This window comes from Streptomyces sp. NBC_00223 (genome assembly GCF_036199905.1).
Taxonomy (GTDB): domain Bacteria; phylum Actinomycetota; class Actinomycetes; order Streptomycetales; family Streptomycetaceae; genus Actinacidiphila.
In genome coordinates this window covers 4,490,776-4,511,264 of the sequence record NZ_CP108109.1, presented here as the reverse complement: position 1 = coordinate 4,511,264, position 20,489 = coordinate 4,490,776, and the positions used below count along the sequence as shown (strand labels likewise).

General features: G+C 72.7%; 18 protein-coding genes. 14 read left to right on the top strand and 4 right to left on the bottom strand.

Features of this window, described 5'->3' with window-relative positions; translation table 11 throughout:
- Positions 1 to 8: 8 nt before the first annotated feature.
- The 12 genes from OHA30_RS19035 (at position 9) to OHA30_RS18980 (ending at position 12,801) form a co-directional block, all read left to right on the top strand.
- Complete coding sequence (locus OHA30_RS19035; RefSeq protein ID WP_328915062.1) at positions 9 to 2,504, top strand: dCTP deaminase domain-containing protein; 2,496 nt, start codon at positions 9 to 11, stop codon at positions 2,502 to 2,504.
- The gene (locus tag OHA30_RS19030) at positions 2,501 to 3,703 is read left to right on the top strand and encodes a hypothetical protein (RefSeq protein WP_328915061.1); all 1,203 of its coding nucleotides are present in this window, start codon (positions 2,501 to 2,503) and stop codon (positions 3,701 to 3,703) included. The genes OHA30_RS19035 and OHA30_RS19030 overlap by 4 nt, the downstream gene beginning before the upstream one ends.
- Positions 3,700 to 4,479 (top strand): HAD-IIA family hydrolase, encoded by a 780-nt coding sequence (locus OHA30_RS19025; RefSeq protein ID WP_328915060.1) that lies wholly within the window; start codon positions 3,700 to 3,702, stop codon positions 4,477 to 4,479. Before OHA30_RS19030 ends, OHA30_RS19025 begins: the two co-directional genes overlap by 4 nt.
- Positions 4,476 to 6,158 carry an alkaline phosphatase family protein gene (locus tag OHA30_RS19020; protein ID WP_328915059.1) on the top strand — a complete coding sequence of 561 codons (1,683 nt, stop codon included), beginning with the start codon at positions 4,476 to 4,478 and terminating at the stop codon, positions 6,156 to 6,158. The genes OHA30_RS19025 and OHA30_RS19020 overlap by 4 nt, the downstream gene beginning before the upstream one ends.
- A 14-nt stretch (positions 6,159 to 6,172) precedes the next feature.
- On the top strand, positions 6,173 to 7,300 hold the full coding sequence (locus OHA30_RS19015) for a DUF6001 family protein (protein WP_328915058.1): 1,128 nt from the start codon (positions 6,173 to 6,175) through the stop codon (positions 7,298 to 7,300).
- Positions 7,297 to 7,854, top strand: a complete 558-nt coding sequence (locus tag OHA30_RS19010; protein ID WP_328915057.1) for a DUF6031 family protein — start codon at positions 7,297 to 7,299, stop codon at positions 7,852 to 7,854. The genes OHA30_RS19015 and OHA30_RS19010 overlap by 4 nt, the downstream gene beginning before the upstream one ends.
- Positions 7,851 to 8,303, top strand: coding sequence for an SRPBCC family protein (locus OHA30_RS19005; protein ID WP_328915056.1), 453 nt, complete (start codon positions 7,851 to 7,853; stop codon positions 8,301 to 8,303). The genes OHA30_RS19010 and OHA30_RS19005 overlap by 4 nt, the downstream gene beginning before the upstream one ends.
- Positions 8,300 to 9,373, top strand: coding sequence for a hypothetical protein (locus OHA30_RS19000; RefSeq protein WP_328915055.1), 1,074 nt, complete (start codon positions 8,300 to 8,302; stop codon positions 9,371 to 9,373). The genes OHA30_RS19005 and OHA30_RS19000 overlap by 4 nt, the downstream gene beginning before the upstream one ends.
- Positions 9,374 to 9,388: 15 nt before the next feature.
- A complete protein-coding gene (locus tag OHA30_RS18995; protein ID WP_328915054.1) occupies positions 9,389 to 9,946 on the top strand; it encodes a hypothetical protein in 558 nt (185 codons plus the stop codon).
- The gene (locus tag OHA30_RS18990) at positions 9,943 to 10,554 is read left to right on the top strand and encodes a dCTP deaminase (RefSeq protein ID WP_328915053.1); all 612 of its coding nucleotides are present in this window, start codon (positions 9,943 to 9,945) and stop codon (positions 10,552 to 10,554) included. Before OHA30_RS18995 ends, OHA30_RS18990 begins: the two co-directional genes overlap by 4 nt.
- A gap of 78 nt (positions 10,555 to 10,632) precedes the next feature.
- The gene (locus OHA30_RS18985; protein WP_328915052.1) at positions 10,633 to 11,883 is read left to right on the top strand and encodes an ATP-grasp domain-containing protein; all 1,251 of its coding nucleotides are present in this window, start codon (positions 10,633 to 10,635) and stop codon (positions 11,881 to 11,883) included.
- A gap of 138 nt (positions 11,884 to 12,021) precedes the next feature.
- A complete protein-coding gene (locus OHA30_RS18980) occupies positions 12,022 to 12,801 on the top strand; it encodes a metallophosphoesterase (RefSeq protein ID WP_328915051.1) in 780 nt (259 codons plus the stop codon).
- 84 nt (positions 12,802 to 12,885) lie between these two features.
- Here OHA30_RS18980 and OHA30_RS18975 read toward each other — a convergent pair whose 3' ends face one another.
- Both OHA30_RS18975 and clpB read right to left on the bottom strand, forming a co-directional pair.
- Positions 12,886 to 13,437: a YbjN domain-containing protein gene (locus tag OHA30_RS18975; protein WP_328915050.1), complete on the bottom strand. Its 552-nt coding sequence runs from the start codon at positions 13,435 to 13,437 to the stop codon at positions 12,886 to 12,888.
- 113 nt (positions 13,438 to 13,550) lie between these two features.
- A complete protein-coding gene (clpB, locus tag OHA30_RS18970) occupies positions 13,551 to 16,166 on the bottom strand; it encodes an ATP-dependent chaperone ClpB (RefSeq protein ID WP_328915049.1) in 2,616 nt (871 codons plus the stop codon).
- A 301-nt stretch (positions 16,167 to 16,467) separates the two neighbouring features.
- On the opposite strand from clpB, the gene OHA30_RS18965 reads away from it, so the two are divergent.
- Together OHA30_RS18965 and OHA30_RS18960 are read left to right on the top strand one after the other, a co-directional pair.
- Positions 16,468 to 17,694: a cytochrome P450 family protein gene (locus tag OHA30_RS18965; protein WP_328915048.1), complete on the top strand. Its 1,227-nt coding sequence runs from the start codon at positions 16,468 to 16,470 to the stop codon at positions 17,692 to 17,694.
- Positions 17,695 to 17,859: 165 nt separating this feature from the next.
- Positions 17,860 to 18,267 carry a pyridoxamine 5'-phosphate oxidase family protein gene (locus OHA30_RS18960; protein ID WP_328915047.1) on the top strand — a complete coding sequence of 136 codons (408 nt, stop codon included), beginning with the start codon at positions 17,860 to 17,862 and terminating at the stop codon, positions 18,265 to 18,267.
- Positions 18,268 to 18,782: 515 nt separating this feature from the next.
- Here the strand turns inward: OHA30_RS18960 and OHA30_RS18955 are convergent.
- Both OHA30_RS18955 and dnaJ read right to left on the bottom strand, forming a co-directional pair.
- The gene (locus tag OHA30_RS18955) at positions 18,783 to 19,271 is read right to left on the bottom strand and encodes a heat shock protein transcriptional repressor HspR (RefSeq protein ID WP_328915046.1); all 489 of its coding nucleotides are present in this window, start codon (positions 19,269 to 19,271) and stop codon (positions 18,783 to 18,785) included.
- A 4-nt stretch (positions 19,272 to 19,275) separates the two neighbouring features.
- Complete coding sequence (gene dnaJ / locus OHA30_RS18950; RefSeq protein WP_328915045.1) at positions 19,276 to 20,478, bottom strand: molecular chaperone DnaJ; 1,203 nt, start codon at positions 20,476 to 20,478, stop codon at positions 19,276 to 19,278.
- Positions 20,479 to 20,489: the final 11 nt, after the last annotated feature.

Genomic DNA, 20,489 nt, shown 5'->3' with positions numbered 1-20,489 from the left:
GAGGACGCTTGATCCTGACCGGCAGAGAAATCGAGAAGGAAAGGGCGAACGGCCGAATCACGATCGAGCCGTTCACTTCGGATCAAGTCAACCCGAACAGCTACAATTTCCGGCTCGGCGCCACTTTACGTGTCTATCGGGAAGATTCCCTGGACCCTCGGCACGAAAATCCGTACGACGAGATCACCATACCCGAGGACGGATACGTCCTCGAACCCCGGCGCTTATACCTGGCGCACACCGTCGAGACCCTGGGCAGCGATCATTACGCGCCCACCTTCGCCGCCCGCTCCTCCATCGCCCGGCTGGGCATCTTCATCCATCTGTCCTCCGGCCTCGGCGACATCGGCTACAAGGGCCAGTGGACGCTTCAGCTCTACACGCTCAACCGGGTCCGTCTCTACCCGGGCATGAACATCGGTCAGATGATGTGGTGGCGCCCGCAGGGCGACATCGAGTTGTACGACGGCAAGTACCAGGGCGCCAGCGGACCCCGGTCGAGCGATATTCACATCGACTTCGACAAGCAGGTCGCGCGCCGGCGGTTTCCCGGTCTGCGCACCGCCGTCACCGCCGACGAGGTCGGCCCCAAGTTCGCCGCCCTCGCGGCCCGGAGCGCACGGCACCGGGTGCCCGCGGCGATGTGCCTGCCGGCCCGTGAGCTGGCCGACGCGCTCACCGACGAGCAGCGTGCCGCCCTGGCGGAAGCGTTTTCGGATCTGCGCGCCACCGTCGGCGCCTTCTACGCGGAGTCCGTCGCCCGAATCCACGAGATCGGCTCCGCGATCCGGATGCCCGAGGCCACCCGCGCCCTGCTGCGCCTGCGGCTGAAGGACGTGTTCGGCGACCTCGACGCCGAGCGGTTCGCCGTCCGCTCCTCCGGACTGGACGAGGACAGCGCGGGCGCCAGCCTGGCCGGGGTGCACGACACCGTGCTCGGGGTGACCGGTTTCGACGCGGTGGTCGCCGCGGTCGAGCGCTGCTGGGCCTCGCACTACCAGGCCACCGCGGTGGCGGCCCGGGTCCGCGCGGGCGACCACGACCCGCGGCCCCGGCTGGCCGTCGTCGTCCAGCGCATGATCCGGCCTCGGCTGGCGGGCGTGGCCTTCACCGGCCTCGACCCGGCGGCTGGTGACCAGGTCGTCGTCGAATACGTCGAGGGGCTGGCCGACCGGCTCGTCGCCGGGCTGGACACACCGGTCAGGGCCGACTCCACCGCTCTGGCGGGCGCCCCGCACGAGGCGGTGCTGACCGAGGTGTGCGCCCTGGCCGCCGATCTGCGCGACCACGCCGGACACCACGTCGACGTCGAATGGGCCGCCGACGACGAGGGGGTGCACCTCCTCCAGGTCCGGCCGCTCACCGCCACCAACGAGCGTGCCCGGCACCGTACCGAACCGGTCGCCGAGACCAGGCGGCTGTACTTCGACGACCTGCCCGCCGACTTCGACCTCGGTGACGTGGCGGCCGTCTACGCCGGTTACACCGCCAAGCGCGGCCCGGTCCACCGGCTGGCCCGGGAGAACGGCGTGGCCACCGGCGCCGGTTGGGTGCTGCGGTTCAACGGCCGCGGGCTCGCCGACCAGGACCTGGCCGCCCGGCTGCGGGGCGAACTGGCCACCGGAGCCGCCGCCGAGTGCGTCCTCGACCTCGGCGACAGCCTGCGCCAGATCGTGGTGCCCAAGGACGAGGTGCTGCCCCGGCTCGCCCAGATCACCGCTTCCGCCGCCGACGGCAGCCTGCTGCACGCCGCCGTGGTACGGGACTACGTACGCGGTGAACTGGGCGTCATCAGCCACCCGTCCGGCGACGGGCTGATCGTGGAGTTCACCCCGGAAGGGCTGATGGCGCTCAACCGGGGCACCGCGGGCGGCCGGACGATCACGGTGACCGACGTACGGCGCCCGCCCGACGATCCCGGCAACACCACCGCGCCCCCGCAGGCCGCCCCGCTGCTGCCGCATCTGCCCGCGCTGGCGCGCTTCACCGCCGTGATGCGGGACCGCTACGGGCCGACCACGCTGGAGTGGGTGTACGAGGCGGGCACGGTCTGGTTCGTGGACTACTCGGTGCTCGGCGCCGAGGAACAGCTGCTCTCCACCACCGGCGGGGTGCAGATCTCCCCCGGCACCGCGCAGGGCCCCCTGCTGCGGCTGGAGGAGGACGAGTTGCTGGGCCGGCTGTCCATCGGCCCCGCGGTGAGCATCGACAAGTCGACCGATGTGAGCGAGCACGAAGGGCTCGCGGCGATCATCGCGCGGGTGGCCGCCGCGCCGCGCAGGCCGATCGTGCACACCAGCCGGCCCTACGCGGTGCTCTCCGTCCTCATCGGCCATGTCGCCGGCTTCGTCTTCGACCAGGGATCGGCCCTCGGACACCTGGCCATCCTGCTGCGCGAGGCGGGCGTGCCCGCGGTCGCCGCGCCGGATCTGTCCGGCACCGGCGAGGCGACCATCAGCGGGGGCAGCATTGTGCTGAGCAACCAGAGTGAGGAGATCTCGTGACCGTCGACAGCGCCTGGCTCGTCCTGGGCGGCCTGCACCATCTGAACGGGTCGGCCCCGGTGTCCGGCACCGACCCGGTCGTCGTCGTCCCGCTGGGCGCGGCCCCGCACGAGCACTTCCCGCAGAACACGGTCGTCCTCGACTGGGCCGGCCTCGGGGAGGTCGAACTGCGCGGCCGGGGCGCCGGACGGGCGGCGCTCGCCAAGGTCCACGGCGCCGATCTCTTCCCCGACATGCTGCCGGGACCGGTGCTCACCGAGCTGGCGGGCGGCGGCCCCGGCCCGCTGGTGCCGCTCTTCCACGTCGCCGTACGGCACACCGACGAGGGCGCGCGGGCGCATGTGCACGGGCAGATCCGGTTCACGGCCGAGGACGCCTGCTTCATCCGGATCACGCCCGAACCGCTCGCGGTGTCCGCCGTGGAGGAGCTGGACTGGCTCCCGGAGGCGGTGCGGCTGCACGCGGAGAAGGCGCTGTTCCTCAACAACCACCAGCGCTACTACCGCAAGTGCTTCGCCGGCCAGGAGATGGAGTACAAGTACACGCTCCGACCGCCGGTCGACATCTGGACGGCGACCGTGGAGCTGTACCGGCGGCTGCGCGCGGGCGGTCTGCCGGGGTATGTGATGGAGTACCGCGACGAGTTCCAGGCGTGGGACTACACCAACCACCTCTACCAGGTGACGGCTCCCGAACCGGACCGCGGCTATGTGTCGTTCATCCCGACCACCGACGGCCGCAACCTGGTCAAGCGCAAGTGGTACACCGCCGACACGTTCTCCCGCCGGGAGAGCCACACGTACGGCGTGGACGCGGAGGACGGCTTCGACGCCTATGTGCGCGACGAGCTGAAGGTGGTCTCGACGCGGCTGCCCTCCTTCCGCCGGGTCCGTTACGACGTCAACTTCGAGTCCACGCGCACCGGGCACGTCTACGGCATCTTCTTCGACCACGTCAGCCTGATCGACGCCCCTGACGTCGTGCTCAGCCAGTGCGAGCTGGAGTACCTGCGCAGCCGTACCGCCGTCGAGCCGGACGCGGGCGCCGTGCTGACCGAGATCGACGAGATCGCGCGCTGGCTGGAGGCGTACCTCGGCGAGCACGGGCTCAACAACGAGCGGGGCTACTACTCCAAGCTGACCTTCCTGCTCGACTCGGTCGCCGCGCGGCCGGAACTGGCCGCGGTGGTCGCCCGATGACCGCTCCGCCGGTGGTGCTGCTCGACCTGGAGGGCACGCTCTTCGCCTCCGGCGCCGCGCTGCCCGGCGCGGCCGAGGCGCTGCGGGAGCTGCGGGCGGCGGGCGCCCGGCTGCGTTTCCTGACCAACATCGACTCCCGCCCGCCCGCCGCCGTCGCGGCCGAACTCAACGGGTACGGGGTCGATCTGCGGGTCGAGGAGCTGTTCACACCGGTCAGCGCGGCGCATGTGCTCTTCGACAGCGTGCCCGGCGCCCGGGTGCTGCCACTGGTGTCGGCCGCGCTGCGCCCGGAGTTCGCCGCGCTGACCCAGGAGCCGCCGTACACCCATGTCCTGGTGGGCGACTGCCGTGACGTGCTGGACTACCCGGCGCTGGACGGCGCCTTCCGCGCGCTGCGGGACGGCGCCGAGCTGATCGCCTCGCAGCGCGGCCGGTACTTCCGGCGCGGTGACGGCGACCATCTCGACACCGGGGCCGTCGTCGTGGGCCTGGAGTACGCGGCGGGCACCACCGCCCGGGTGCTCGGCAAGCCGTCCACGGACTTCTTCGACCTGGCCGCGCGGTCCCTGGGCGTCGCCGTCACCGACTGCGTGGTGGTCGGCGACGACGCCACCACCGACATCGAGGGCGGACGCGCGGCGGGCGCCCGTACGGTCCAGGTGCGCACCGGGAAGTACGCCGCCCAGCACGCCGAGGGCCTGACCGGCAAGGCGGACGTCACCATCGACTCGGTGCGGGAGCTGCCCGGCCTGCTCGCCGCCGGGACGCCCGTATGACGGTCTACTGGATGGTGTGGGACGCGGCCGCGCGGTGGATCGTCGACCGGCTCGAAGCCGAGGGCGCGTTACCCGCCGTGAGCGAGCTGCGCGCCCGGGGATGCCGGGCCGCGGGCCGGCCGCCCACGCCCAACTGCCAGACACCGCCGTCGCTGGCCACCCTGTTCACCGGGGCCGCCACCGGTGAGCACGGGGTCAGCGGCTTCGGAGTGCCCGGCGACGGCGACGTCTTCGGGTACGAGTCCGGCTTCGCGCCCGGCTTCCCCGCGCGACCGCCCGTCTGGCGGACGCTGGCCGGGCGCGGGGTCCGTACCGCGTTCGTCCACGCGCCGTGGGTCTTCGACGGCGAGGGCCGGGTCGGCGCCACGGTCGACGCCGCCATCGAGGCGTACAGCACCCGGTCGGCCCGGTACGACGTGCTGCCGCTGACGCCCGGGGCCGTCACCGCGTGGCCGGCCGGCGGCCTGCCCGTCGAGGTCGACACCACGGCGGGCGGCGTCCTGCTGCGGGCCGGCGGCACCTCGTACGACCTGACCGGCTCGCCGTCGTGGACGCCGGTACGGCTCGGCGCGGGCACCGGGTTCTGGGCGCGCTGCCGTGACACCGCCCGGGGTCCGGCGCTGGTGCGCACCGGTACCTGGACCGCCAGGACCGCGGGCGCCGACCGGTCGCTGGTCGACGCGCTGGCCGGCACCCCGGTGTTCGCGGGCGAGGGCGTCGGCCCGCTGTACCGCGGCGGGCTGTTCGGCCCGCGGCTCGTCGACGGCGGCGACGGGTCGGCCGAGGAGGAGTTCGTCGCGTCGGTGGACTGCGTGGTGCGGTCCTTCGGCGCCGCCGTGCAGGCCGTCCTCGACGGCCACCACGCCGACCTGGTGGTGATGTACCTGCCGTGGACCGACGACATCGGCCACGAGATGAGCGGCTGGTGCGACGAGCGCAGCGCCGCCCACCGGCCCAAGGAGGCGGCCCGGATCTGGGACGCCGTCCGCCACTGCTACCGGGCCGCCGACGACCTCCTCGGCCGGGTGTTGCGCCGCGCCGCCGAGGACGACACCGTCATCCTGGGCGCCGACCACGGCATGGTCGGCAGTACGCACCTGGTGCACGTCAACGAGGCGCTGATCGCCGCCGGGCTGGCCGCCCGCGGCGCGGACGGCGGCCTGGACCCCCGCCGCTCGGACGTCGTCTACCACCCGGCGAACAACGGGTCGCTGCGGGTGAACCACGAGGGGCTGGCGCACGGCCGGGTGCCCGCCCGGCTGACCGGTGTGACCATGCGCCGCGCCCTGGCCGCCCTGCGGGAGCTGCGCGGACCGCACGGCGCGCTGCCGGTGGTGCGCGGCTTCCTCGACGAGCGCGGCCGCCCGCTGGACGAGGCCGAGCCGGGCCCCCTGGCCTTCGTGGTGCTCGCCGACGACTACCAGCCCTCGTCCGCCGTCGACGGCGGCCCGGTGCTGCGCCCGATGCCCAAGAGCGCCGCGCACGTGGTGAACACCGGCGACGACCGGCTGCACGCCACCTTCGCCGCGGCGGGACCCGGCCTGCCGGCCGGCGCCGACCTGGGCGAGGTCGACAACTCCCTCGCCGCCCGGCTCGTCCTGCACCGGTTCGGCGCCGGTCCCGAACCGGACGAGCCGTGTGTCCCCCTACTGGCCCGGTGCCCGGAAGGAACTCCGTGACAACCGTGACAACCATGAAAAACACGGTGCTGGAAGCCCTGCTGCCCATACCTCCCGCCGAACTCGTCGCCACCCGGTGGGAGGCGGTGTCGTCCTTCCTGGCCGAACGGGAGCTGGACCCGGGTGACCTGGGCGCCTTCATGCTCGACCGGGTCGGCCCCGGCGAACTGCTGCTCACCAGCTCACCGGTGCACGGCCTGGCCAACCCGACCAGCGACCTGGACTTCATCCGGGTGCAGGAGGCCGGGATCTCCGGGCCGCGGATCTCCACGAAGATCTTCGAGCGGGGCCACCACCTGGAGGTCGTGTCCTTCTCCGCCGCCGAGGTCAAGCGCAACCTCGACGCGCTGACGGAGCTGGCCGGCGCCTCCCCCGCCGAGGTCGTGGCGGGCTTCCGCGGCTGGGACAAGCGGTACGAGCCCCGCCGCAAGCAGACCGAGCGGATCGTGAACGGCGTCACCCTCGACGGCCGCGCCCCCTATCTGTCCGCGCTGCCCGCGCTGGCCCTGATCTGGTCCCGCGCGGCGCTTCAGACCGCGGCCGAGCAGACGGCCCATCTGTGCCTGGCCGAGGCCGCCGGGGAGAGGCGCGGCCGCGTCGGCTACGCCTACAACGTCCTGCTGCACCTGATGGACTGTGTGCTCTCGCTGCACGGCGACGTCTACACCACCCGCAAGTGGTACGTGCTGCGCTGGGTCAGGTTCGCCCGGCGGAACCTCTGGCACGACGACCGCTACCGGGCCCTCGCCGCCGGCATCGAGGACGCCCGTACCACCGTCTCCGACGCGCTGCGCCCGGACCACCGCTCGCCGCTCGCCGGGACCTACGCCGGTCTGCTGACCGACGCCGCCCGGGCCACCGGCGCCGCCGCGTCGATCACGGTCGCCGTCACCCCGGCCGACGACGCCGAGTACCACCCCTTCCTGCCGGGCTCCGGGATGGTCTCCGCGGGCGACCGCAGTCTGCTGGTGACCGGCGACTGGCCGCCGCCCGCCGCGCCGGTCCCCCTGGCGGACCTCGCCTCGCTCGACGCCCGTACCGCCGCCACGGCGCTGCGCGCGATCCGGGCGGGCGTCGCGACCGCCCGGATCGCGTACGAGCCGTTCGACGACAAGTCCGACGACAAGGAGGGCACAGCGTGACCGTGACCGACACCACCACCGCCGAGCGGGTGCCGGTGTATCCGGGCCTGCGCGGCGGCCACGGCAGGGGCAGCGCCGAGACCGTGGCCGTCTGGCTGCCGGTGGCGTGGCTGATGCTCGCGGAGGGCCGGGCCTACGCCGAGGACCTGGAGGGCGGCGCCGCGCAGCCGCAGATGCAGCAGGCCGCCAAGCTGAGGTTTCTCGAACAGCTCGCCGACATCGACAACCGGCTCGCCGGCCGTACCCCGGTGGCCGACGCCCACTGTCTGGCGCTCGCGCTGGAGTACGGCACGCATGAGCTGGTGGACGCCTCCGGCGCCGAACTGGCCGAGATCTTCGGCCTGGACGAGGAGTTCGGCGGCGACGACTGCGCGGTCGAGTCCGTCTTCGCGCTCTGGGAGCGGCTGTTGGCCGGCTTCCCCGGTGAACTGCCCGACCGGCTGGTCGCGCAGGGCCAGCGCGACATGCTGCGCACCCTGCGCGTGTGGGCGGAGCTGGCCCGTTCGGCCGGTCTGGACGTCGGCCTGCTCACCCCCTTCATGAAGGACGCGTGAACGCCAAGATGACCGACATGCGCGCCGTGCGGGCGCACACCACCGCGCCCGGGGTCGATCCCGACCGGCTGTGGTCGCTGCTGACGGCGGGAACGGAACTGCCCGCCGTGTGCGACCAGGTGCTCGCCGTGGCGCCCGGGCCCGACGGCAGACAGCACTGGCGGGTCCTGCTCAACGGCAGCGAGGTCGAGTGGGAGCAGACCACGAGGCCGCGCGGCCCGGACCGGCTCGACTTCGAACAGGTGACGGGCGACCTGGCCGAACTGCGGGGCGCCTGGTCGCTCGACGGCGGGCGGTTGGACCTGGCGCTGGAGTTCCATCTCGGCGTCGACGGTCTCGCGCCGCTGCTCGACCCGATGTGGACGCAGTCGCTGCGGGCCTTCGCCGACTCCCTGGTGCGCGGCGTCGCCGGCGCCGCGGCCCACGACCCGGAGGCGCAGACCCCGTGACCGAATATCTGAACTTCCTCGGCACCACACTCCGTATCGACGTCGACGCGGCGGCGGAGGAGGCGTTCGCGCCCGTACGCCGCTTCTTCCGCGGCCTGTTCGCGCCGGACCCCCGGCAGGCGGTCACCTTCACCGTCGCGGTGCACGCGTACGACCCGGACAGCGATGTCGACCCCGGGGTGTGGACGGTCGAGCAGTCCGAGATCCGGCGCAGCACCGCCAAGGAGTTCACCTTCGACGCCCATGTGGTGGACCGGGACGGGCGCAGGCACTACATCAACCGCGCGACCTACCTGGACGCGCCGCTGGACGCGCTGACCGACCCGGTGTTCGGGCTGCGGATCACCCCGGACTCCACCGTGCAGGTGCTGGACTTCCTGCGGGATCTGGTGATCCGGCACGAGGAGTCGCGCGGCACGGTCGTCCTGCACGCCTCGGGCGTGTGCGACAAGGACAGCGCGGTGGCCATCGCCGGTCCCAAGGGCGCGGGCAAGACCACCACGCTGCTCTCGGCGCTGCGCGACCCCGGCTGGCGCTACTTCACCGGCGACAAGCTCTTCTGCGAGCGGGTCGACGGCGAGGTGCTGGTCCACCCGTGGCGCGACTACCCGTACGTCGGGGTCGGCACGATACTCGCCGACCCCCGGCTCACCGATCTGGTCCGGCGCAGCGTCGCGCCGGACGTCGAGCGGCGGCCGGTGGGCGAGAAGCTGCTGATGGATCCGGATGTCTTCGAGTCCTGGCTCGGCGCCGAGTTCTCCGCGGAGCCCAAGCGGCTCGCCGCGCTGCTGCTGCCCCAGGTGCGTCCGGGCGAGCCGCTGCGCGTGCGGGCGCTGACCGAGGACAACGAGCGCTGGGCCCAGCTGAACAAGATCATCGACCGGCAGGCCGACACCACGTTCTTCACCTGGCAGTCCTACCTGGTGCCGGACTACACCTCCTTCTACGCCTCCCTCGCCCAGCTGCGCCACGACCTCGCCGACACCCCGATGGTGCGGCTGCGCGGCACCCTCGACATCGACGTCGACGCGGTGCTCGACCGGGTGCGGACCGGCGCGGAGGCCGAATAGCGAACAGGAGCTCGCGTGTCCGCTCAGCGTTCCGCACTGCGGCTGGCCGTCATCGGCCTGTCGGGCTGCGGCAAGTCGACCACGGCCGGTCTGGTGGAGAGTTTCGCGGACGACCACGGCCTCAGCCACGCCGTGGTCAAACTCGCCAAGCCGCTCTACGACCTCCAGGCCGAGATCTACCGGCGGGCCGGGGCCGAACTCGCCCCCGGCGCGCAGGACCAGGTGCTGCTGGAACAGCTCGCCGACACCCTGCGCCGGATCAGGCCCGACGCGCTCGCCGCCGACTTCCTGACCCGGCTGGCGGAGGTCGACGCCGACATCGTCGTCAACGACGACCTGCGCGACCCGGACGTGGACGCGGTGACGCTGCGCGCCCACGGCTTCCGGGTGCTGCGGGTCACCGCGGACCCCGAGGTGCGCGCCCGGCGGCTGGCCGGGCGCGGCGACCTGACCCGGGCGGACCGTTCCACCGCCCGGCTCGACCTCATCGAGCCCGACGCCGTGCTCGACAACAGCGGGTCGCTCGACGCGCTGTCCGACGCGCTCCACCGTCTGCTGAGGAGCTGGCTGTGATCCTCACCGGCCAGGAGATCGACCGGGAAGTACGGGCCGGCCGTATCCACATCGACGACTACGACCCCGAGCGCCTGGAGCCCAACAGCTACGGGTTCCGGCTCTCGCGCGAACTGCTGTGGTACGACGAGAACATCATCGACGCCCGGGAGAAGTGCCCGGCCACCACCGTCGTCATGGACGACGACGGCCATGTGCTGCAACCCGGGTCGTTCTACCTCGGCGGCACCATGGAGGCGATGGGCAGCCCGCACTACGCGGCCACGCTCTACGCCTGCCGGTCGGTGTCCACCCTGGGGGTGTGGATCCAGTTCTCCGCGCCGCTGGGCCACAGCGGCGCGGTGTTCCCCTGGACGCTGGAGATCGGGGTGGCGGCCCCGGTCCGGCTCTACCCCGGCATGATCATCGGCAAGCTCGCGTTCTGGAACATGCAGGGCGAGGCGACCGACTACGCGGGCCGCTACACCGGCTCGACGTCCGCGGTGGCCTCCCGGCTCAGCCTCGACGCGGTGCCGGGCGGCGTTCCTGCCGGTGCGCCCGGCGGCGTCCCGGGCGGCGTTCCCGGCGGTGGTCCCCTTGGGCGGGCCGCCGCGGCGCCCCCGGCCTGACCCGCCCCTCGACGAGCCCCCGGGACGCGCGCAGGCCCCGGGCGCGCGACCGACCCCGTACAGACAGGAACCCGCCACATGAGCCCGAACCGCGTCGTCGCGATCGTGGACGCCTACTCCACGGCCCGCTACTTCGCCCCGCTCTTCCACGCCAGGGGCTACCGCTGCGTCCATGTGCAGAGCGCGCCGAGCGTCCCCGCCGTGTACGCGGCGACCTTCCACCCGGACGACTTCGGCGACCACGTCGTGCACCGCGGTGAACTCTCCGACACCGTCGGCGCCCTGGCCCGGCTGCGGCCGGACGCGGTGATAGCCGGGATCGAGAGCGGGGTGGAGCTGGCCGACCGGCTCAGCGAGGCCATGGGGCTGCGCACCAACGGCACGGCCCGCAGCGAGCCGCGGCGGGACAAGTTCCGGATGGTCGAGCAGATCAAGGCGGCGGGCCTGCCCGGCGCCGCGCAGCTCCTCGCGACCGACCGCGACGAACTGGCGGCCTGGTACGCCGCCTCGGGCGCGGGCCAGGTCGTGGTCAAGCCGGTGAAAAGCGCGGGCAACGACGGGGTGCACTTCTGCGACGACGAAGCCGGGGTGCTCGCCGCCTTGGACGCGCTGATCGGCACCGACAGCGCGCTGGACCTGCGCAACAACGCCGTCGTCGCCCAGGAGTACCTGCTGGGCGTCGAGTACTACGTCAACACCGTCAGCCTCGACGGCGTGCACTACGTGACCGACGTCCACTCCACCCGGCACCTCAACGTCAACGGCGTCCGCGACCTGCTCGGCGGCTCGCATCTACTGCCCAGGCGCGGGCCCGAGCAGGACCAGCTGGTGGAGTACGTCAGCGCGGTGCTCGACGCCCTCGGCATCCGCAACGGCCCCGCGCACACCGAGGTCAAGCTCACCGAGGACGGCCCGCGGCTGATCGAGACGGCCTCCCGGATCTGCGGCGCCGATCTGCCGGTGCTGGTCGACGCGGCCATCGGGGCCAGCCAGTTGGCATGGACGGTGGACGCCTACACCGACCCCACCGGCTTCGCCGAGCGCGCCAAGGAGGACTACCGCGTCCGCGAGCACGCCATCTGCGTCAACATGGTCTCGCCGCGCGCGGGGACCCTGCGCGCCTACCCCAAGCTGGACGAACTCAGCGCCCTGCCCAGCTTCCACGGCACGCTGACCCGGGTGCGGCCGGGCGACCGGATCCACCGTACGGTCAACGACTTCACGTACCCGATGCTGGTGCATCTGCTGCACCCGTCGCGGGCCGTGCTCCTGCGGGACTACGCCACCGCCCGCTACCTGGACGGCGACGGTTTCTACGAGGTTGACTGAGCCGCCGTTTCCGGACCGCCGGGGGTGCCGGTCCGCCGCGCGTCGCCCCGGACCGCTGAACCACCGGGCCCCCGGCCGCGTCCGCCGAGCCGTACCCCCTGGCCGGCGGGCCGGACCGTAGGCCGGACAAGGAGAGTCGTGTTCGCCCTGGCCCACCTCAGCGATCTGCATCTGCGCGGCGACGCCGGCGCGACCGAACGTGTCCGGGTCGTCCGCGACCACCTCGCCGGGCTGCTCCACCAGGTGGACGCGGTGCTGATCACCGGTGACGTGACCGACGCCGGTGACCCGGCCGACTACGCCGCGGCCGTCGAGCTCTTCGCCGGTCTCGGCGCACACCTCCCCGTGCTGTTCTGCCCGGGCAACCACGACGAGCGGACGGCCTTCCGCCGCGGGCTGCTCGGCGCGGACGGGGCCGGGGCCGGGGCCGGGGCCGGGCCGGTCAACCAGGCGTACGAGATCGGGGGCGTCGACCTGCTGCTGCTCGACTCCTCGGTGCCCGGCGATCCCTCGGGCGAGCTCGCCGACGCCACCCTGGAGTGGCTGGAGCGGCAGCTGTCGGCCTCCGACCGGCCCGCGCTCCTCGCCCTCCACCATCCGCCGGCCCCGCTCGGCATGCCGGCCCTCGACGCGATCCGGCTGCGCTCCCCGGAGCGGCTGGAGGCGGTCGTCCGGGCGCACGACCGGGTGGCGGCCGTGCTGTGCGGCCACGCGCACACGGCGGCCGCGACGACCTTCGCCGGCCGGCCGCTGCGGGCCGCCCCGGGGGTCACCTCGACCGTGCTGCTGCCCTGGGAGGTCGGCGACCGGTACGCGACGAGCACCGAGCTGCCGCCCGCCCTGGCCTTCCACCTGCTCGACGACGGTGTGCTCACCACCCACTACCGCGCCCTGGCGCTGCCCCCGGCGCGGGGCTGAGGGTCGCACAGGGCCGGGCCCGGGAAACGCCGCGGGCGCCCGCGGTGGAGACCACGGGCGCCCGGAAGACGTGAGTGCGACGGCTCAGGACTTGTCGTCCCCGCCGTCGTCGTCACCGCTGTCGTCGCTGCTGTCGGCGTCCTTCTCCAGGCCGAGCCGCTCGCCGATCCAGTTGTTGTTGAACTCGATCGACGCCTGGATCCAGCTGACCGTGCTGGACACGAAGTGCTCCAGGTTGACGCCCATGCCGATCAGCATCTGCGCCTCACCGATGAGGCGGACATTGCCCTCGTCGTCGGTGTGCGTGTAGATCTTCGGCCACAGGGTCCGCTGGTTCCACTCGTCGATGACCTCGTGCAGATGAGGCTTGTCGTCGACGGAGTACGGGCGGTCGTAGAAGGTCCGGACCGCGAAGACGGCCTGGCCGCCCTCGCCGCGGAACATGAAGTAGGTGCGGAACTCCTCCCAGGGCGCCGCGAGGTCGCCCTCCTCGTCGACGAGGTACTTCAGCTCCATCTGTTCGAGCAACTGCTTGACCAGGTCCTGGTCGGGGATGACCACGCTGCCGGCGGGTCCGGTCGGCTCGGGGTCCGGCTGGCCCCCGAAATTCGGAATCGAGGACGGGTCGATGCTCACCGTGAAGTCCCTTCGTGACGTCTCCCTGCCATCCTCTCTCATCCGCACCCGCGTGGGGAAACCCCGGCCGCACACCGCTGTCGTGTACGTCCGGGGTCCCGCCCGTGCCGCCGTTACTTCGTGAGGTCGGGCGCGGTGGCCGGTCCGACGATCAGACCGTCGACCGCCTCGTCCACCCGTACGGTCTGGCCGTCGACCACCTCGCCGGACAGGATCGCCCGGGCCAGCGGGTCGCCGATCGCGGTCTGCACCAGGCGGCGCAGCGGCCGGGCGCCGTACGCCGGGTCGTTGCCCTCCCTGGCGAGCCAGTCGAGCGCCGAGTCGGTGACCTCCAGGGTGAGCCTGCGGTCCTTGAGCCGCTTGCCGAGCCGGTCGGTCTGGAGCCGGGCGATCCGGCGCAGCTCGTCACGGCTGAGCGCGGAGAAGACCACGATGTCGTCCAGCCGGTTCAGGAACTCCGGCTTGAAGGACGCGCGGACCGTCTCCAGCACGCTCTCCTTCTTCTGCTCCTCGCTGAGCGTGATGTCGACCAGGTACTGGCTGCCGAGGTTGGAGGTGAGCACCAGGATCGCGTTGCGGAAGTCGACCGTACGGCCCTGCCCGTCGGTGAGCCGTCCGTCGTCAAGCACCTGGAGCAGCACGTCGAAGACCTCGGGGTGCGCCTTCTCCACCTCGTCCAGCAGCACCACGCTGTACGGCCGGCGGCGTACCGCCTCGGTGAGCTGGCCGCCCTCCTCGTAGCCGACGTATCCGGGCGGGGCGCCGACCAGCCGGGAGACGGAGTGCTTCTCGCCGTACTCGCTCATGTCGATGCGGACCATGGCCCGCTCGTCGTCGAAGAGGAAGTCGGCCAGTGCCTTGGCCAGCTCGGTCTTGCCGACGCCGGTGGGGCCGAGGAAGAGGAAGGAGCCGGTCGGCCGGTCGGGGTCGGCGATGCCGGAGCGGGAGCGGCGTACGGCGTCGGAGACCGACCGTACGGCCTCGGTCTGGCCGATCAGCCGCTTGCCCAGCTCCTCCTCCATCCGCAGCAGCTTCTGGGTCTCGCCCTCCAGCAGCCGTCCGGCGGGGATGCCGGTCCAGGCGGCGACGACATCGGCCACGTCGTCCGGGCCGACCTCCTCCTTGACCATCTTCTGGGAGGGGCCCTTGGCGGCGGCCTCTTCCTCCTCGCGGGTGGCCTCGGCCAGCTCGGCCTCCAGCTTGGGCTTCTCGGCGTAGAGCAGCTTGGAGGCGCTCTCGAAGTCGCCGTCGCGCTGGGCGCGGTCGATCCGGGTGTCGATGTCGTCCAGGCGCTCCTTGAGCTCACCGACCCGGTTCAGCCCCTGCTTCTCCTTCTCCCAGCGGGCGGTGAGACCGCGCAGCTCCTCCTCGCGGTCGGCGAGGTCCCTGCGGAGCTTGTCGAGGCGCTGCACGGAGGCGGGGTCGGTCTCGTCCTGGATCGCCATCTCCTCCATCCGCAGCCGGTCCACGGAGCGCTGGAGCTCGTCGATCTCGACCGGGGAGGAGTCGATCTCCATCCGCAGCCGGGAGGCGGCCTCGTCCACCAGGTCGATGGCCTTGTCGGGCAGGAAGCGGGAGGTGATGTAGCGGTCGGACAGGGTCGCGGCGGCGACCAGCGCGGAGTCCGCGATCTGCACCTTGTGGTGGGCCTCGTAGCGGCCCTTGAGACCGCGCAGGATCGCCACGGTGTCCTCGACCGAGGGCTCGGCGACCAGCACCTGCTGGAAGCGGCGCTCCAGGGCGGGGTCCTTCTCGATCCGCTCGCGGTACTCGTCCAGGGTGGTGGCGCCGACCATCCGCAGCTCGCCGCGGGCCAGCATCGGCTTGAGCATGTTGCCCGCGTCCATCGCGGAGTCGCCGCCCGCGCCCGCGCCGACGACGGTGTGCAGCTCGTCGATGAAGGTGATGACCCGGCCGTCGCTCTCCTTGATCTCGGCCAGCACGGCCTTCAGCCGCTCCTCGAACTCGCCGCGGTACTTCGCGCCCGCGACCATGGCGGCGAGGTCGAGCGCGACCAGCTTCTTGTTGCGCAGCGACTCGGGCACGTCGCCCTTGACGATGCGCTGGGCCAGGCCCTCCACGACGGCGGTCTTGCCGACGCCGGGCTCGCCGATCAGCACCGGGTTGTTCTTCGTGCGGCGCGAGAGCACCTGGACGACGCGGCGGATCTCCTGGTCACGGCCGATCACCGGGTCGAGCTTGCCCTCGCGGGCGGCGGCGGTGAAGTCCGTGCCGTACTTCTCCAGCGCCTTGTAGGTGCCCTCGGGGTCCTGACTGGTCACGCGCTGCCCTCCCCGGGCGGTCTCGAAGGCCGACAGCAGCGCCTTGGCCTTGGCGCCCTGGCCGGACAGCAGGTCGCCGGCCGGGCCGCCCTTGACGGCGATCCCGATCAGCAGGTGTTCGGTGGACAGATAGGCGTCGCCGAGCTCCTCGGCCCGTTGCGAGGCGTCGGCGATCACGGCGAGCAGGTCGCGGTTGGCCTGCGGGGGTGCGACGGTGGAGCCCTGGACCTTGGGCAGGCCCCCGACCAGCCGCTCGGCCCCTTCCGCGAGGGTCGCCGGGTCGGCGCCGACGGCGGTCAGCAGGTCGAGGATGTTCTCGTTGTCCGTGCCGCTCAACAGGGCGAGCAGCAGATGCGCGGGCGTCAGGTCCGGGTTGCCCTCGGAGACGGCCCGGGCGTTGGCGGCGTTCAGCGCTTCCCGGCTCTTGTTGGTCAGCTCGGCTTCCACGGGGGTCGGTTCCTCCTTCGTCACAGGGGCCGGCGGCTCGATCCACCGCCTGCCGTAGACCTGCTTGCAGCAACATGAAGCAAGTTGAGTCTATTCCACTCAAGTCGGATTGGGGGGCCGAACAGGAGGGTCGTACGGCGTGTTCTGCGGAATTTTGTATGAACGTTGAGGAACTCAGGGCGGCGGTGCGAGAATGCGTGCCTCAACTCTGCCGGGTATGACCTGAGTTGAACCCTCCCCCCGCGCCGTTCACCGCACCTCCGCAGCCGTAGCCGTACGTCCGCCGCTCGTGAGGATTCCCATGACATCTGCGCACCCCATGGACCCGTCCGGCGCCGCCGTCCACGCCGACGCCGACGCTCTGCGCGAGGCGGGGGCCGCCTGCCCGGTGCTGCTGCCCGCCGGCGTCCCCGGAATGATCATCTCCCGGTACCAGGAGCTGCGCGACTTCCTCGCCGATCCGAAGGTCGCCAAGAACGCCCGCCACTTCGCCGCCTTTCAGGAGGGCCGCATTCCGCGGCAATGGCAGCTGAACGCGTTCGCCCTGGTCAACGGCATGACCACCGCCGACGGTGACGACCACCGGCGGCTGCGCGGTCTGGCCACCAAGGCGTTCACCCCGCGCCGGGTGGCCGCGATGCGCCCCTGGATCGAGCAGCTGACCGGCGACCTGCTCACCGCGCTGCCCGGCCGTACCGATGACGACGGCGTGGTGGACCTGCGGCTGCACTTCGCGTATCCGCTCCCCATGGGGGTGATCTGCGAGCTGCTCGGCGTGGACCTCGCCCACCGCGACCGGCTGCACGCGCTCACCCACCGGCTGGTCAGCACCTCGAACACCGCCGAGGACGCGATGGCCGCGCAGGGCGAGATCCACGCCGTACTGGCCCGGGTCGTCCAGGACCGCCGTGCCGCCCCCGGTGACGATCTGACCAGCGCGCTCATCGCCGCCCGCGACGAGGACCGGAACGACGGCGCCGAACGGCTCAACGACGAGGAGCTGACCGGCACCCTGCTGCTGATGATCGTCGCCGGGCACGAGACCACCCTCAACCTGATCACCAACGCGGTACGCGCCCTGTGCGGCCACCCCGGGCAGCTCGCGCTCGTCCTCGCGGGTGAGGTGTCCTGGGACGCGGTGGTCGAGGAGACGCTGCGCTGGGACAGCCCCGTGGCCAACTTCCCGTTCCGCTACCCGACGACCGACCTGGTCGTGGACGGCGTCACCGTCCCGCGCGGGGTCCCTGTACTGGCCGGATACGCCGCCGCGGGCCGCGACCCGCGCGAGTACGGCCCCGACGCCGACCGCTTCGACATCACCCGGCCCGCGACCCGGCATCTGTCCTTCGGGCACGGCGCCCACTACTGCCTGGGCGCGCCGCTGGCCAGGCTCGAAGCGGTGATCGCGCTGCGCTCGCTGTACGCGGCCCATCCGGGGCTCACGCTCGCCGTGCCGGACGACGAGCTGCCGCCGCTGCCCGGGTTCATCGGGAACAGTGTCGCGGCGCTGCCGGTGCGGCTGGGGTGAGGGGTCGCCGGGGTCACCGGGTTCGACGGGTTTGCCGGGGTCACCGGGTTCGACGGGTGGGGCCGGCGGCGGGGGCGGGTGGCCGACAGCGGCCGGGCTGCCGGGCCCGGTGGGGGCTGGGGCCGGGCTGCCGGGCCCGGTGGGGGCTGGGCTACCGTCGTCCCCATGGCACCCCGTGACCCCCGCTCCCCCGAGCCCGGCTATCTCGCGTTCTGGCGTGAGTACCACCTGTGCACCCTGACCACGCACCGCCCCGACGGCACCCCGCACGTCGTCCCGGTGGGCGTCACCTACGACCCGGAGGCCGGACTCGCCCGGGTCATCACCAACACCGGCAGCGCGAAAGCCGCGCACGTACGGGCGGCGGGCCCGGCCGGCGCTCCGGTCGCCGTCTGCCAGGTCGAACGCGGCAAGTGGGCCACGCTCGAAGGGCTCGCCACCGTCTCGGAGGACCCCGAGCGCATCGCCGACGCCGTACGCCGCTACGCCGAGCGCTACGACCGCACCCCGCAGCCGAACCCGGACCGCATCGTCATCGAGATCGCGCTCACCCGGGCCATGGGCAACGCCTGAGCGGGGCCGCTTTTACGGGCCGTGACCGACGGCGGCCCTCCCGGCCGGGCGGCGGCGGGCCGTCCGGCCGGGCCGGGGGCCGCGCGACCCGCGCCCCGGCCGCGATCCGTGGTGTCACGCCGACCGGTCCGGTGCCGGCCTCGCCGGGTGTTCTTGGGTGCCGGCTGGTGGGGGCGGCCCCGTTAGGAGTGCTGGGGGTACCCCCGGGCGAAGCCTGGGGGAGGAACTGCGCGGCCGGCCACGGTGTGCGGGCACGTGGCCGCCGGCCCAGCCCCTTGCGGTCGTATCCGGGCCACCGGCCGGTGTGTGGTTGCGCGCGCAGTTCCTCGCGCCCCTTTGGGGCGTTGCCCCATGGGGTGGGGCCGACCGGATACCGGGGGTCACCCGTCCCGGGAGCACCGGCCCTGTCCCCGCCGGCAGGCCACCGATCGCACCCATGGACGCGAAAAGACCGCCACCCGATCGGGTGGCGGTCTTCGCGTGTGAGCGAGCGGTCGCGGCAGAAGGCGCCGACGTCAGCCGTCGCGCTTCGGCCGCCAGACGACGAGAGCACTGGTGTGCTGGACGTCCTGGTACGGAACCAGATCGCGACGATAGGACGCGTGGACGGCCGCCTCGCGCTGCTGGATGACAGCGGCGGCGCCCTCGACGGCGGCGGACAACTCGGCGACCCGGGCCTGGAGCGCGGCGACCTGGTTCTCCAGTTCGATGATCCGCTTGATACCCGCCAGGTTGATGCCCTCGTCCTGCGAGAGGCGCTGGACCTCGCGCAACTGCTGGATGTCACGGGCCGAGTAACGCCGGCCCCGGCCGGCCGTGCGGTCCGGGGAGACCAGTCCGAGGCGGTCGTACTGACGCAGTGTCTGCGGGTGCAGCCCGGACAGCTCCGCCGCCACCGAGATGACGTAGACCGGGGACTCCTCGGTCAGCTGGTACGGGTTGCGCCCGCCGGGACCGCGGGGTCCGCGGGGGCCGCCACCCCCGACACGGCCGTCGATGCTCATCCGTTCACGCTCCCTTTGCGGCCTTGAACAGCTCCGCCCGCGGGTCGAACTCCGCGGTCGCTTCCCGGTACGCCTCCAGCGCGTCGAGCGCCTTGCCCTCGGTCTTCGCCGGCACCGTCACCTCGACGGTGACCAGCAGATCGCCCCGGGAGCCGTCCTTGCGCACCGCGCCCTTGCCGCGGGCGCGCAGCGTACGGCCGTTGGGCGTGCCCGCGGGCAGCTTCAGCGTGACCGAAGGACCGCCGAGGGTCGGCACCTTGATCTCGCCGCCGAGCGCCGCCTCGGCGTAGGAGACCGGCACCGTCACGGTGAGATTCGCGTCCTTGCGGCCGAAGACCGGATGCCGTCCGACGTGCACGACGACGTACAGATCACCGGCCGGCCCGCCGCGCTCACCGGGAGCGCCCTTACCGCGCAGCCTGATCCGCTGCCCGTCGGTGACCCCGGCGGGGATACGGACCTGCATCGTGCGCGAGCTCTTCGCCCGGCCGCTGCCGTGGCAGATCTCGCACGGGTTCTCCGCGATCAGACCGCGGCCCTTACAGTCCACGCACGGGTCGGTGAGGGAGAAGCCGCCACCGCCGCCGCGCGAGACCTGCCCGGTGCCGACACAGGTCGGGCAGACCCGCGGGGTGCCGTTGCGGTCGCCGGTGCCCGAGCACGCCTTGCAGGGTGCCTGGCTGGACATCCGCAGCGGGACCGTGGCCCCGTCCACCGCCTCGGTGAAGCTGAGCGTCACCTCGGACTCGATGTCCTGACCGCGGCGCGGCTGCACCCGGGTGCCCCCGCCGCCGCGGTTGAACAGCCCGCCGAAGACGTCGCCGAGACCGCCGCCGAAGCCGCCGCCCTGGCCGCCCGTGGTGGTCGTGCCGCCGGGGCCCTGGGCGCCGCCGAAGAGGTCGCCCAGGTCGAAGTTGAAGCCGCCGGTGCCGCCGCCCGCGCCCGGCCCCGGGCGGAATCCGCCGTTGCCGAACAGCGCGCGGCCCTCGTCGTACTCCTTGCGCCGCTTGGTGTCGGAGAGGACGTCATTGGCCTCGGAGATCTCCTTGAAGCGCTCCTCGGCCTTCGCGTCGCCCTTGTTGGCGTCCGGGTGGAACTCGCGGGCGAGCTTCCGGTACGCCTTCTTGATCTCCGCGTCAGTGGCGTCCTTGGGGACGCCGAGGACCTTGTACAGGTCCTTTTCGAGCAGGTCCCTACTGACGCTCATCCTCGACGTCC